We start from the raw sequence: 13,280 nt of genomic DNA, 5'->3' as shown, positions 1-13,280 counted from the left end.
ACTAATCCTCCGCCTTAGCCAGAACGACCATGCCCGCTTTAAAGCTGCTTAACGGACGCTTAACCACTTGAACACCGTCGCCAATTTCCACGCCCAGTTTGGTAGGATCGATGTAAATCAAACCACCCTTTTCAAATTCAACATTCGCGTTTGATTTCGAAAGTTGACCGCTATCATCCACAAACCACAGATCACCTTGTTGCGAAAGTGCAGAAGCCGGAAGCTCCCACAATTGAGTTAGTTGCTTACCCGAGATCGTTGCTTGCACGAACGTGCCTGGATAAAGATCTTTCTCTTGCTCCAAAGGGTTATCGACTTTAACGATCAATGAACGTTGACGCGTGTCTTGTTGTAAATGCTGCTCAACGCGCTCGACATAACCTTGCCATTGGAATTGACCATCAGAACTCGATAGAGTCACTGGCCACGGCTGCTCTTTCAATTGCGTGTTATCGCTGTTGGGTAGGCTCAACCATTGGCTTTCAGAAAGAGGTACAGAAACTTCAACCTCATCAACGCTGTATAACGTGGCTATCTGAGCGCCCGTTTGTGCGTAGCTTCCCGGTTGAACATCACGGCTCACGACCAACGAATCAAAAGGGGCAACCAAGGTTGTTTTTTCGAGGTCTTGTTCAGCCTTCACCAATTCAAGCTTGGCGTTCTCTAAGGCAGCGGTTACTTGTGCCAGTTGTGGTTCGCGTAATACTAAAGGTGAATCCGGCTCGCCAGACAAACCAGATCGTTGCCATTCAGACTTAGCTTGTTCGCCTTGTCTCTGCTCTTCCAACAAATCCAGTTGAGCTTGAGCCACATTTGCCTTCGCTTGGGTTACCGCTTGTTGGTAACTAGTCGAATCGATATTAGCGATCACTTCACCTTGGCCAATCACTTGCCCAGTTTCAAACTGCGAGCTGATCGTTTCTACTCGGCCACCAACTTCCGTCGAAAACATCAGCTCGTAACGCGACTTCGCTTCTCCGTAACCCACCACTTCTGCTTGGTAGTCACCGAGAGTGGCAAGTACCACAGAGACTTGCTGTTGTTGTGAAGCAGGCAAAGTCGTCGTATCAATAGACTTGGTTTGAATAGGCGTAGCTTGAGGCTCTGAAACCGTTAGTTCGTTCGTCTTTTGAGGAGCAGGAGCCACTTGTGAACCGTTGTAAGCAAGGGCAGCAAAAATGCTTGAACCAGCAACTAAGGTGATTGCAATTGTGATGGTGTTCAGTTTCATGAAGATACTCCCAAGCCCAGAGCTAGGCCTAAATCAATTCGGTTTACGAGACGGTTATAAATGGTTTGTGTTAACTGCGCTTCAAGGTCATAGGTTTGCTGCTGAACAGTAAGTAGATCAAAAATGTCGACTAAACCCTGACGATATTTCTCTTCATAGCTAGTGAAGCTGCGTTGTGCGCTTACCAAGGCGTTCGTTAGGTGTTGCTGTTGAAGCGTTAGTGAGGACTCTTGCCCCATTGCATTTTCCACTTCATTCACCGCATTGAGCAGTGTCTCTTGGTAAGCCCAGTAGCTGGTTTCTGTGGTTAGATCTGCAATTTCTGCCTGTGCTTTTAGCTTGCCACCTTGAAACAGGGGTGCAGACACTTGGCCAAGCGCACTCCATAAAGGCCCGGTAAGCAACGCTTCGCTCGGAGAATCCGCCATATCGGTTAGGCTTGCAGATAAGCTGATCGACGGCAGCATCGCTTTGTACGCCGCGTCAGCACGCAGAGTTTCTGCTTCGATATTAAAGAAAGCCGCTTGAAGATCGGGACGACCGGCTAGATCTTGCGTCGGCATGTTATCTAGCGGATTAATGATGGTTGGGAATGAACCGAGCTCAGCAAGGGATAGCTCATCAGACTCCCCACTCCATTGCCCTGTTAACAAAACCAACTCACGTCGACTTTGTGCAAGCTGCTCACGGTAATCAGCTAAGGTTGCTTGAGTCGATGCGCTGCTCGTTTTTGCATTATCTAGATCTTCAAGGCTACCTAGCCCTGCGCGATAACGTTCTAAAACCAGTTCTTCATTGTTTTCTAGAATCACCAAACGCTGCGATTCGATATCGACAAGCTGTTGCTTCCAACTGATATCAAGCCAACCTCTCATCACACTCGCGACCAAAAGATCTTGAGCGCCCTGAAGGTTAGCCTGAGACGTCGCAATGTCTTTCAAAGCGGCGCTGTTTGTGTCTGCAAGCTTCTGCCATAGATCGAGTTCCCAACCAACCGTGACATCTGTGGTGTAGGTTTCAGTCGTGCTTGAGCCGTTAGTGCCTTCGTCAGCTTGACCAGAAAAGCTCGCATCGACGGTTGGTAAGCGCTCACCTGAAGTTACACCTTGCTGCGCATAAGCTATTTTGAGTGCTGTAATGCTTTGTTGGAGGCTTGGGCTGTTCTGCAGAGCGCGCTCGATATAGAGATCGAGCTCCGGTGCATTCACTAAATCGGTCAGTTGTAGGTTTTCAGCGTCTAGATCTTGTCGAGTCGACGCTTGATCACTAGAAGCCTGTTGAATCAGCTCTGCGAGTAAGCTTTGTTGTGTCTGATTAGTGCTTTGCTCAGCGAGTGAAACATAGTCGGCCTGACTGGTTGTCGTGCAACCCATCAATCCGATTAGAGCAAGTGAAATAAGGGAATGTTTTAAAGGAAGATTCAATTTCATCTTCTTGTCTCCTGTAAGAATGGAGACAAGATAACGAGCTGGGGGTTAAGAGAGGGTTAAGGCGAACGTTAACCCCAAAGAAAATGCAAAAAGCGTACGTTTAAACTTCTGACTTACGCTTCTGACTTGCTGGAAAAGAGCCCACCAATTTTATAACCGATCGCATAGCAAACCACGGCGACCGTGACAAATACCAATGCCGAGAAGAAATACGCTACAGACGCTGCTACGCCAGCCCCCCAAACGACGCTGAACACCAAACCGAGGTAAGCCTCTTTTGGCCACTGGTAGATAGGAAACTGAGCGCCGCCAGCAATTAGGTAAACCATCGCAAACAAGCCAATGAAGGTAACAATAAGACCGATGAGAACGCGAATGTTCATGGAGAGACCCTTGATTAATTTAGCTTGGTTGCCATTGTTCTTAGTCGAAAGCGGATATGCTTAGTCGAAACCGAATATTCTCAATCGAAGCCGAATGTTATTAATCGCAACCTGATGATATTCAAGTATATCGGATAAAAGGAACTGGCTCTATTACTCTTCCGAGTGAGCTTTTACTCACTATAGACAAATCACAGTCGACGGCCAAAACCAGATTTAGCCTGATTAACAGGCACAAAAAAGCGGACACCCTCCTTACGTTGTCTCCGTAAGCAAGGTGCCCGCTTTAACTGAATCTAGCTTAAAGCAAGATAAAAATACCCGCTAAACATGCACTCATTAGGTTTGCTAGCGTACCAGCAGCTACAGCTTTCAAACCTAAGTTTGCCACTTCAGCACGGCGCTCTGGTGCCATAACACCGATTGAACCTAACTGAATCGCGATAGAACCAATGTTAGCAAAGCCACATAGAGCAAAAGTCACGATTACTTGGCTGTGTTCAGATAGTAAAGCTTTGTTCTCAACGAAGTCGATGAAAGCAACAAACTCATTCATTACGATCTTCTGACCGATGTAAGAACCTGCCATCAATACTTCATCACTCGGGATACCGATTAGCCATGCAAGAGGCGAGAACAGGTAACCAAAGATAGCTTGCAGCGTAATGCCCGCAAAACCGAACGTTTCGCCTAGGCTTTCTAGGCCAGTGTTGACCATCGCAATCACACTCACGAAGGCAACCAACATTGTACCAACCGCTACCGCAACCTTCATACCGTTCATCGCGCCGCTTGCCAATGCATCAATCACGTTGCTTTGGTCAGCTTTATCTAGTTCGATATGGTCGTAATCACTTGGTGTGCTGCGCTCAGGAACGATGATCTTCGCCATCAACAGGCTACCCGGAGCGGCCATAAAGCTTGCAGCGATAAGGTATTTAAGCTCAACACCAAGGCCAGCATAACCACCAAGTACGCTACCCGCTACCGACGCCATACCACCTGCCATTACAGCAAACAGTTCCGAACGAGTCATAGACTTTAAAAAGGGACGAATAAGAAGAGGAGACTCACCCTGAGAAAGGAAGATATTACCTGTAGCAACCAGAGATTCAGCTTTACTTGTACCCAGCAGTTTTTGCACCGCTCCGCCCAAGATTTGAATCACTTTTTGCATAACGCCTAAGTAATAAAGCGCAGAAATCAAAGCACTGAAGAAGATAATGATTGGAAGCACGCGAACCGCGAAAATGAAGCCTTCAGTAGCAAGGTCACCGAAAAGGAATGCGATACCAACGTCTGCAAAACCAAGCAGGCTAGAAACACCATTGCTTAGGCTTGTTAGCGCCAATTGTCCCCATGGGAAATACAATACTAAGGCTGCAAAACCGATTTGAAGTAATAGTGCACGAGAGACCGTTTTCCAGTTAATTGAAGAACGACTTTCAGATAGCAGGTACGCGCAAGCAATCAGTGCAAGAACACCGACAAAACCAAATAGAATATTCATAATGTGTCCTAGTAATCCTTAAAGAGTGAACATGAGCCAAGCAAATGACATCAAAGGAACAGGACAAAGAACCGCAAGCAAAACGCTACGCGATGAAGGAGCTAACAGGGTTAGCGAATGTAACAACGAGTTGTTCATGTAAAAAATCACCTTATACAAGCAGTGGAACGTAGCTGGTCCGGTCCGTGGGGTCATTCACATATCCATGTGACGGCTTGTATTGGCTAAGCACCGGCTTAAAACCGGAAAAGAAGTATAAACAGTTAAGTGAGACTTTCATCACATTTTTTAACGCAAACGATCGCGCGGTCATAAAATGTACAAATCGAACTACTTCTCGCAATAATTCATTTTTCCAGCAAGAAATAATGCAAAAAAAAACATCATTAAAACAAAAAGCCACAGAGAGTGGCTTTTTCAAAATATGAGATCAAAGTGAGAATAACTAGTTTAGCAGGGCATTTTTCACTTCAGCATCTCGGAATATCTCTTCAAAACGCTGTTTGTAGATCAGTTGCATCTCATTGATGATTGCACCACCATCAGGTACATCATTCTCGCCTTGGAAATTTTTGCTGAGTAGCTTATTACCTGCTTCATCATAGATCATCACATTAACGTTGTACCAAGAGTTATCCGCAAATGCGTGGAAGTCATACTTCCACTCATTCAAGACAAACATCATCGATTTGTTGTCGAATGCTTTCATCTGCTCAGCAACCTTGGTGATATCCTCTTCAGGCGTCGTCTCAACCGACTCAACAGCTACTTGCTGTTTTTTCAGGCCTGCGACCAATCTGTCAGTCAAAAATTGAGACATTGGCTGCTGTGTCGCCGTGTTGTAGGTATAAGGAATACCTAACGAACTGCGAATAATTCCCTCAAATTTTGGCTCTTTATCATGATCGAGAACGTATGGTCTCTTATCGATTACAGCGACGGTCAACGCTTTTTCCTGTGGAACTTCATTAAGTTGAGGCGCACTTTGTTCTGCTGTTAATACCGTTGCACAACCAGAAAGCCCTAACGATACTGCAGCGAGCAGTAAACTGACGAGTTTTTTCATAGATTTACCTATCTTATTGTTTTGAATAGGCTGTTCTAACAAAAATTGACTTAATGAGTAAACATTCATCAAATCAATATTTTATATAATTGTTATTTATATAAATTCGCTCACACATCGGGTTAAATTTATTGAGTCATCAGCCAATAAATTTTTAAGTAACAGAGTCTTGTAAATGAAAATTGTGAAATGAACAGAACATGTTCAACCTATGTAGGGCACTGAGTAACCTCTGGGTTAATTCTGTGTGATTCTTACTACTTTTCTGTGCTCTGCCTCATTTCCCGAGACTTCAAGATTCATCTTAAGTTTAGATGCGTATATACTTTGTATGATCTCACCAAATAATTATCTATAAAATACCAATAGAGCTGATTAGATATAACAGCCATTGAGACTAAGAGAGGAAACACGTGAAGAAAATGGAAGCTCCGCACGACATGAACAATGGAGCTAGATTCAAAACAAATAGACACGGCTATGTGACAGTAGTTGAGTATTATAATACCTATACTGTTATTGTCGCGTTTGAAAATACCGGAAATATCCGCGCTATTAGTGCGGCGAAATTACGTACAGGTCAACTCACCGATCGTTCTGTTGCGCCTGAATCAATTATGATTGGTGAAAAGGTTGAATCGGTTAAACACGGGATATTAACCATTACTCAAGTTGAATCTGAAAATATTGTGGTACTGACCAATGCCAATAACGAAGAAATTAGAATGTTATTGCCTGCCGTACAGAAAATGAAAGATAAAACTGAAGAAGTCGACAGTGAAAATGTTGCCTCACCAAAACCAACCTCTCTTAGCCAACTGACTAAAAGAAATAAAAAGACCAAAGACGTTAATAGCATGCTTAAGAAAATGCTTACTGACTACGGTCGATACGATTAATTCTCTATTTTCTACAATAAAGCCTCTATAGATTTATATTCTGATATAAAAATTAATTAAGCCCGCCTTTCTCAATAAAATACGTTGCATATTCGAGTGAAAAGTTAAATTTGATCAAAGTCTCACTCTGGATCTTTACTACAAATTAACGAGATCTCCATCACAATCTCATTTTATCTTTGTGATGGAGATCTTATTGAAATCTGAATATTTCCATTACTATGCTCTCACACAATAAGAGAACGAAGTTTCTCAACCCCTAAAATCCAATTGAGACAAATATTATGAAAAAGATTCTTGTAGTTTGCGGTAACGGCCTTGGTACTTCTCTAATGATGGAAATGGCAGTAAAAGAAGTCGCTAAAAAAATCGGTTTCGAAGCAGAAGTTGATCACGAAGATCTATCATCTGCAGCATCAAGCAATGCGGATATTTGGGTTGCAGCAACAGACGTTGCAAACCAACTAAAAGACGCTGGTAAAGAGAACATCATCAGCCTTAAAAATATTTTTGACAAAGCATCAATTGAAGAACAACTAAAAACTTTCATGTAAGGTCAAAATTATGCAAAACTTTTTCGAGTTCATGCTCGGCTTATTAAAAGAGCCGGCGATCATGGTAGGTTTAATTGCTTTTATTGGCCTAGTTGCACAAAAAGCAGATGTTTCTACCATTCTAAAAGGCACAATTAAAACCGTAATGGGTTTCCTAATTTTAGGTTTTGGTGCTGGCGCTCTTGTTGGTGCACTAAATAACTTCTCAGTTGTATTTACTGAAGCATTCGGCGTAAGTGGTGTTATTCCAAATAACGAAGCAATTGTTGCATTAGCACAAGAAGCATTCGGTTATGAAATGGCTCTAATTATGTTCTTCGCATTCGTTGTGAATATTTTATTGGCTCGTATTACTCCTTTAAAATATATTTTCTTAACGGGTCACCACACAATGTTCATGTCTATGCTGGTAGCGGTAATCCTGTCTACAGCTAACATTGAAGGCACTGCTCTCGTTGCAATCGGCTCGATCATTGTGGGTTCACTGATGGTTATCATGCCTGCACTTGCTCAAAAATACACAGAGAAAGTGATGGGTACTGATCAGCTGGCGATGGGTCACTTCTCAACATTCTCGTACTTAGTATCGGGTTACATTGGTAGCAAGTTTGGTGACACTTCAAAATCAACAGAAGACATCAACGTACCTAAAAGCCTAATGTTCTTGCGTGACACGCCCGTCGCTGTAGCAACAACAATGGCCATCTTCTTTATGTTTGCTTCTATTGTTGCTGGCGGTGACTTTGTTGAAACAGTATCAGGCGGTCAAAACTGGGTAGTATTCACCTTCATGCAGTCTCTTGTGTTTGCCGGTGGTGTATACATCGTACTGCAAGGTGTGAAGATGCTGATTGCTGAAATCGTTCCTGCATTCAAAGGTATCTCTGACAAACTCGTACCGGGCGCAAAACCTGCTCTAGACTGCCCTATGGTATTCCCTGTAGCACCAAACGCGGTACTTATCGGTTTCCTTTGTTCTTTCGCTGCTGGTCTACTAGCAATGGCAGTTCAAGGTGCACTTGGCTGGACAATCATAGTAGCTGGCGTCGTTCCACACTTCTTCGTAGGTGGTGCAGCAGGCGTTTACGGTAATGCGACAGGCGGTCTACGTGGTGCAATTCTAGGTTCATTCACGCAAGGTCTATGTATCTCTTTCCTACCAATGCTACTGCTTCCAGTACTGGGTGGCCTTGGTCTTGAAGCGACAACATTTGCTGACTTCGACTTCGGTGTTGTTGGTCTTATCCTAGGGTGGATTGTTTCATGAGCTTATTCGATTTAATTGGTAACCAAGGCGTTATCATCAACTCTGAAGAAAACCTAACGGTTGATGCAGCGATTGATGTGACCTGTTCAACACTGCTAGCAAGCAACAAAATCGAAGCAAGCTATGTTGAAGCTATCAAGCAAAAGCACAAGGACATCGGCGCGTACTATGTTCTGGCACCAAAGATTGCGATGCCTCATGCTCGCCCTGAAGATGGTGTGAACGAAGCATCACTGCAAGTAACGGTATTCAAAAAGGGTGTTGATTTAGAGTCAGAAGACAACGGTGACGTTTACCTTTCGATTACTCTGGCAGCGATGGACTCAGATAGCCACATCCATACGATTATGGCGCTATCAGAATTGTTCCAAAATGATGATGACATTGATGCCATTATCGCAGCGGAAACTGAGCAAGCGATCATCGAGATCTTAAAGCGATACTAATCTCGATCTAAAGATCCTGATAAGCCCCCATTAAAAAAGCGATAGCCTCGGCTATCGCTTTTCTGTTTCTGGTGTTTAGTCATTTCGACCGAGTATGAGTTAGGGCATCACACCTCGAAAGCATTCAGTGGCGTTAAAACGCGTACATTCTTTTATCGGTCGATAATTCAAAGCAATATTGCGCGTGTTTATTAAGGCACTCAAACACTTCTCGATCCAACTTAAAGTTATCAACGTGGTCCGTCAAAATAGCGAGTGTTTCTTCTAACGTCATACCTGCACGATAAGGGCGAGACTGAGTTAGCGCTTGAAACACATCCACTACAGCAACAATTCGACTGGGTTGATCCAGCTCTTCAGCCGTTTTGCCCATCGGGTAACCCGAGCCATCTAACCTTTCATGATGATTAGATGCCCACTGACAAACCTGAGGTGAACTGAACAACTCCTGCAATGCGAATCGAGTGTCCGTTGCATGGCGTTTAATACAGCAATACTCTTCTTCAGTGAGTAAATCCGGTTTATGCAGGATGTCATTAGGGGTTTGCAGTTTACCGATATCATGGACCAACCCAGCCAGATAGAGTTTGCGCTGAGTGGTGTATGAATAGCCCAATTGTTTAGCGAGGTATTCTGAAAGCTGCCCAACCTTCAAAGAGTGCTTAAAGGTAAACGAACTTTTGGTATCAACAACGTTGGCAATAAATTCGGCAAAGGCCACCGTCTCATCCAGCGACATCTGTTGGGAGAAGAATGGCACAGGCTCAAAATTATCCCTCATGTTCTCGATGTATGGGATCTCCATAGAAAACCAGAAATCATCCAGATCGACCAACTCACACATGTGTTGCACAAGGTTGGTTTCGAACATCTCATCCGCTTGTTCAGTCAAACGTTCAATGATGCTTGCTTTGCCATCGGGTGTTAGGTTTCCATAACGATCAGAAGAGGTTATGCCGTATAGATAATCGACCCTATCGGCAAGCATCACGATGGCAGCTAGCTCTCTTTCTAACTCGCTGATATGAATAGCCTTTAGCTCAGACCACGGAGTATGATGATAAAGAACCGGCTTAGCGAATATAGAAAGAACTGGGCACTCTTTTAATATTTGGTAGCCCTTTTGACAATGGTGATAGCTTGAGTCGGGTACAAACCCAGACGTTAAGCTGAGCTGTTCATCAATTTGCGAGACACCACAGTCGTGAATCAAGCCTAACGAAAATGCGAGCTGCGCTTGCTCTTCTTCCCACCCCACACTCAGAGCACATCGATACGCGATGTAGCCCACTCTCTGTCCATGATTTTTACTTTCGAAACCGACGTTATCAAGCGCCTTAGCAATACCGAATAGAGCCTTCCTTAGGTCTACGGTCACGTCCTGGCAATGTTGATTCATTATTTAAGCCTAGCATTTTTATAGTTTTTATATATTTAGGCTGCTAATACTAATGCATAGCTAATGATTATATACACAACTATTGTAAGGTTTAATGAGTTTCGTGATAGATCTAACGTATCACGAAAAATCCGTGCTACAAGTGGTTGCATATTAAAAATCATGCGACATTATAGCCTGCCGACTAAGATTCGCTTTAATAAGCAGCCATAAGAAAAGGAAAGACATGTTTAAAACGGTTATCGACAACGAACTCTCCATCGCATTGGTTGAAGAGAGCTTCGCTTCTCACTACGCGGAAATCTCACAAAGCCAGAATGAGTACCTAAGCCAATGGCTCGTGTGGCCGCCACATTGTAAAACCGAGCAAGATTTTAGGATCTTCATCCAACGCTCGCTACACGATTATGCCGAAGGGAAAAGCATGACTTGTGCAATCGTGTATCGAGACAAGGTCGTCGGTAACTGTAGTTTCAATACTATTGATCATGATAAGCAAAAGGTGACCATAGGTTATTGGTTATCTGAGACATACCAAGGAAAGGGGATTGTGACGCGCGTTGTCCAGAAGCTGATTGATATTGCTTTCAATGAGTTAGATATGGAAAAGGTAGAGATATCAGCCGCAACCGGTAACCAAAGCAGCCGTAAGGTTTGTGAGCGCTTACATTTCACGTTAGAAGGTATCATCACGCGTAACGAAAACTTGAATGGTCGCATCGTTGACCACGCTATTTATGGCCTTCATCGCTCTAAGCTCTAAGCTCTAAGCTCTAAGCAGTAGTAACTAAGCGGTCACTCGCTTGTAAATCGGAATATGAAAAAGCCACGGTATTAAGTCCGTGGCTTTATTATTTGACGAGCCTGAACAGCTCTTAAGGCTCCATCTTATGCGATCTTAGGAATCACGATACTGAACTTGGCACCACCATAGTTGCTGTCGTCGATTTTGATATCCCAAGAAAGCTTTTTAGCCGCAGATAGAGCAATCGCGAGGCCTAATCCCAATCCACCGGTGGTCAACGTTCTGCTTGAATCTAATCGAGAGAACGGTAGAAATACCTCATCACGCTTATTCTCCGGTATTCCAGAACCATTATCTTCAATCACCACCAGCCAGTTTTCTGAGTTCTCATCTAACGTCATCCACACTTTGTCTTGTGTGTAATTGCCAGCATTCTTGAGAACGTTATCGAACACCAAGCGCGCCATTGAACAGTCACACTTAATCTTGCACTCTAGCTGTACCTTAGATTCAAAGGTGGCATTCTCTAGTTTCGAGTAACGAATTCGGTCTAGGCAATACTCACGAAGATCGGAGGTCACTTTAACGAGTTCAAAGAAAGAGTTATCCATGACATTCAACTTCGAAAGCATGATGATTTCTGACGTGAGCTCGTTGATATCCTCAATGTAGGTATCAATGTCATCGAAAAGAACCTGATGATTATCGGGTGCTCCCCTTCTTAATATATCGGTCGCCAGCTGAATACGACTTAACGGAGTTCGTACTTCGTGTGGGATAGCTTGAGCGAAGATATGACTTTGTTTTACTTTGCTCTCAATCTCTTCAGCCATGAAGTTAAAACTGCTGGCCAAATCAGAAACAGGATGGATGTCGTCCATGTCAGATCGAGTACTAAGCTTGCCCTTACCAAACTGTTTCTGCTTCTCGACGAGCAACTCTATTCTCTCTTGAAAACGCCTCACAGGTAAGTAAACACTTGCTCCAATCGCCACAATCACAGCCAATAACAGCCCTAACAAAAAGTGGCGTTCTGAATCCTCATACCATTCAATGTCAGGAGAGAAAAAGTCCCCTACCTCACTGAATCCAAAACTAAATTTAGAGTTTGGTAGCTGAAACACGGCCGAATAGAGGTTGTCATCACTTAGATATATCGGCACACCGTTTAAGGTTGTGTATAACTCACATTGTTGGCAAGGCGCCTCGCCCGACCAATTCTCCAACAGGCGTAAATTGAAGATATAAAATTGTTGGTAGCCTGTTCTATCGAGCTCTTTATAGAGTGAATTTTCTTGATTGTGTTGACGAACATACTGCTCCACAAAGTAGATGCCATCATTGAGGAAGGTTTCAATCTCGGTGCGTCGCATGTGCCCCTCACCAAGGTTCAAGAAAAAAAATATCGTTGCCGACATCCCAGTCACAATCCCAAGGTATAAGCGAGCAAACATCGAAACCGAGCGAAGCTTCGTAGCAATGAACTTACGCAACCAGCATGTACCCCTTGTTGCGAACCGTACGAATCAACTGTTTGTCTTTTGCGTGAATGCGCAGCTTTCGGCGTAACCCAGACACGCGCATATCAATCGAGCGGTCGTTGAACGCGTAATCTATCCCTCTAAATAACTGACAGCACTGGTCTCGAGTCACGACCTGACAGATGTTATTAACGAGAAGGTTTAAGATTTCAAATTCAGCAGAAGTAAGCTTAAGGTTTTGGCCGTAGAGCGTGGCACTTTGAGCAGAGCTGTTGATTACAATATCGCACTGTTTTTCAGCCGTAGTTTCTTGCGCAGTTGTTACGGGAGTCGCTCGACGCAATAACGCTTCAATTCGCGCTAACAAGGCATGGCCACGAATCGGTTTGGCAACGTAATCGTCCGCACCAAATTTAAACAAGCTGACCTCGCTCATTTCATCGGCGGAAGCCGTTAGCACTAAAATCATTCCATTGTAAAACTCACGGGCTTGACGGCAAATTTGCGCGCCGCTCATCCCTGGAAGCATCAAGTCCAACAGCACTAAATCAGGTTCAATACTGCGGATCGCTTCAAGTGCCAAGTTCCCTTCATGAACAACGCTAACATTGTAACCTTCAGCTTCGAGGTAAAGCGTCGTTAGACGAGCTATCTCTTGGTCATCTTCAACAATGAGCACTTTGGTTTTCGACATTCCTATCACCAGTATTTATTAAAAGCGAAGGCAGTATATATACTGGTCATAGATCATCAATGTTGGAATCAGAGCCCTACATTTACCGTACGCAAAACATAGTAATCACTTTTGTACATACACGTTTACAGAATAGAGAACCAACAACCGGTGCGCCTTGGTTTATCAAGGTTTC

The 13,280-nt window shown here is 43.8% G+C and carries 13 protein-coding genes; 5 read left to right on the top strand and 8 right to left on the bottom strand.

Annotated elements, in window-relative coordinates; all coding sequences use genetic code 11:
• Position 1 precedes the first annotated feature (1 nt).
• From MSG35_RS11415 to MSG35_RS11395, 5 genes are all read right to left on the bottom strand, one after another.
• The gene (locus tag MSG35_RS11415) at positions 2-1,231 is read right to left on the bottom strand and encodes an efflux RND transporter periplasmic adaptor subunit (RefSeq protein WP_248383958.1); all 1,230 of its coding nucleotides are present in this window, start codon (positions 1,229-1,231) and stop codon (positions 2-4) included.
• Positions 1,228-2,661 (bottom strand): TolC family protein, encoded by a 1,434-nt coding sequence (locus MSG35_RS11410; RefSeq protein WP_248383957.1) that lies wholly within the window; start codon positions 2,659-2,661, stop codon positions 1,228-1,230. The genes MSG35_RS11415 and MSG35_RS11410 overlap by 4 nt, the downstream gene beginning before the upstream one ends.
• Positions 2,662-2,774: 113 nt before the next feature.
• Positions 2,775-3,044: a hypothetical protein gene (locus tag MSG35_RS11405; protein WP_017060599.1), complete on the bottom strand. Its 270-nt coding sequence runs from the start codon at positions 3,042-3,044 to the stop codon at positions 2,775-2,777.
• 301 nt (positions 3,045-3,345) lie between these two features.
• The gene (locus tag MSG35_RS11400; protein ID WP_017060598.1) at positions 3,346-4,554 is read right to left on the bottom strand and encodes a NupC/NupG family nucleoside CNT transporter; all 1,209 of its coding nucleotides are present in this window, start codon (positions 4,552-4,554) and stop codon (positions 3,346-3,348) included.
• A 445-nt stretch (positions 4,555-4,999) separates the two neighbouring features.
• On the bottom strand, positions 5,000-5,620 hold the full coding sequence (locus MSG35_RS11395; protein ID WP_248383956.1) for a hypothetical protein: 621 nt from the start codon (positions 5,618-5,620) through the stop codon (positions 5,000-5,002).
• 422 nt (positions 5,621-6,042) lie between these two features.
• Between MSG35_RS11395 and MSG35_RS11390 the strand changes: the two genes are divergently transcribed.
• The 4 genes from MSG35_RS11390 to MSG35_RS11375 all read left to right on the top strand — a co-directional run bounded on the left by MSG35_RS11390 (position 6,043) and on the right by MSG35_RS11375 (position 8,786).
• Entirely contained in the window at positions 6,043-6,519 is a 477-nt protein-coding gene (locus MSG35_RS11390; RefSeq protein ID WP_048609093.1) for a hypothetical protein, read from the top strand.
• A 284-nt stretch (positions 6,520-6,803) separates the two neighbouring features.
• Complete coding sequence (locus MSG35_RS11385; protein WP_017064872.1) at positions 6,804-7,073, top strand: PTS sugar transporter subunit IIB; 270 nt, start codon at positions 6,804-6,806, stop codon at positions 7,071-7,073.
• A 10-nt stretch (positions 7,074-7,083) separates the two neighbouring features.
• Complete coding sequence (locus MSG35_RS11380; protein WP_048612870.1) at positions 7,084-8,340, top strand: PTS ascorbate transporter subunit IIC; 1,257 nt, start codon at positions 7,084-7,086, stop codon at positions 8,338-8,340.
• Positions 8,337-8,786 carry a PTS sugar transporter subunit IIA gene (locus tag MSG35_RS11375; protein ID WP_017070990.1) on the top strand — a complete coding sequence of 150 codons (450 nt, stop codon included), beginning with the start codon at positions 8,337-8,339 and terminating at the stop codon, positions 8,784-8,786. The genes MSG35_RS11380 and MSG35_RS11375 overlap by 4 nt, the downstream gene beginning before the upstream one ends.
• Before the next feature lie 133 nt (positions 8,787-8,919).
• Here MSG35_RS11375 and MSG35_RS11370 read toward each other — a convergent pair whose 3' ends face one another.
• Complete coding sequence (locus tag MSG35_RS11370; protein WP_248383955.1) at positions 8,920-10,185, bottom strand: HD-GYP domain-containing protein; 1,266 nt, start codon at positions 10,183-10,185, stop codon at positions 8,920-8,922.
• Positions 10,186-10,411: 226 nt separating this feature from the next.
• On the opposite strand from MSG35_RS11370, the gene MSG35_RS11365 reads away from it, so the two are divergent.
• Positions 10,412-10,948, top strand: coding sequence for a GNAT family protein (locus MSG35_RS11365; RefSeq protein WP_248383954.1), 537 nt, complete (start codon positions 10,412-10,414; stop codon positions 10,946-10,948).
• A gap of 125 nt (positions 10,949-11,073) precedes the next feature.
• Here MSG35_RS11365 and MSG35_RS11360 read toward each other — a convergent pair whose 3' ends face one another.
• Together MSG35_RS11360 and MSG35_RS11355 are read right to left on the bottom strand one after the other, a co-directional pair.
• Positions 11,074-12,423, bottom strand: coding sequence for a HAMP domain-containing sensor histidine kinase (locus tag MSG35_RS11360; RefSeq protein WP_248383953.1), 1,350 nt, complete (start codon positions 12,421-12,423; stop codon positions 11,074-11,076).
• The gene (locus tag MSG35_RS11355; protein ID WP_029405609.1) at positions 12,416-13,105 is read right to left on the bottom strand and encodes a response regulator transcription factor; all 690 of its coding nucleotides are present in this window, start codon (positions 13,103-13,105) and stop codon (positions 12,416-12,418) included. The genes MSG35_RS11360 and MSG35_RS11355 overlap by 8 nt, the downstream gene beginning before the upstream one ends.
• Between the last annotated feature and the right edge of the window lie 175 nt (positions 13,106-13,280).

This window comes from Vibrio sp. 1CM23M, from assembly GCF_023161755.1.
GTDB classification, from domain to species: domain Bacteria; phylum Pseudomonadota; class Gammaproteobacteria; order Enterobacterales; family Vibrionaceae; genus Vibrio; species Vibrio coralliirubri.
This window is presented reverse-complemented; position numbering and strand designations above follow the sequence as displayed.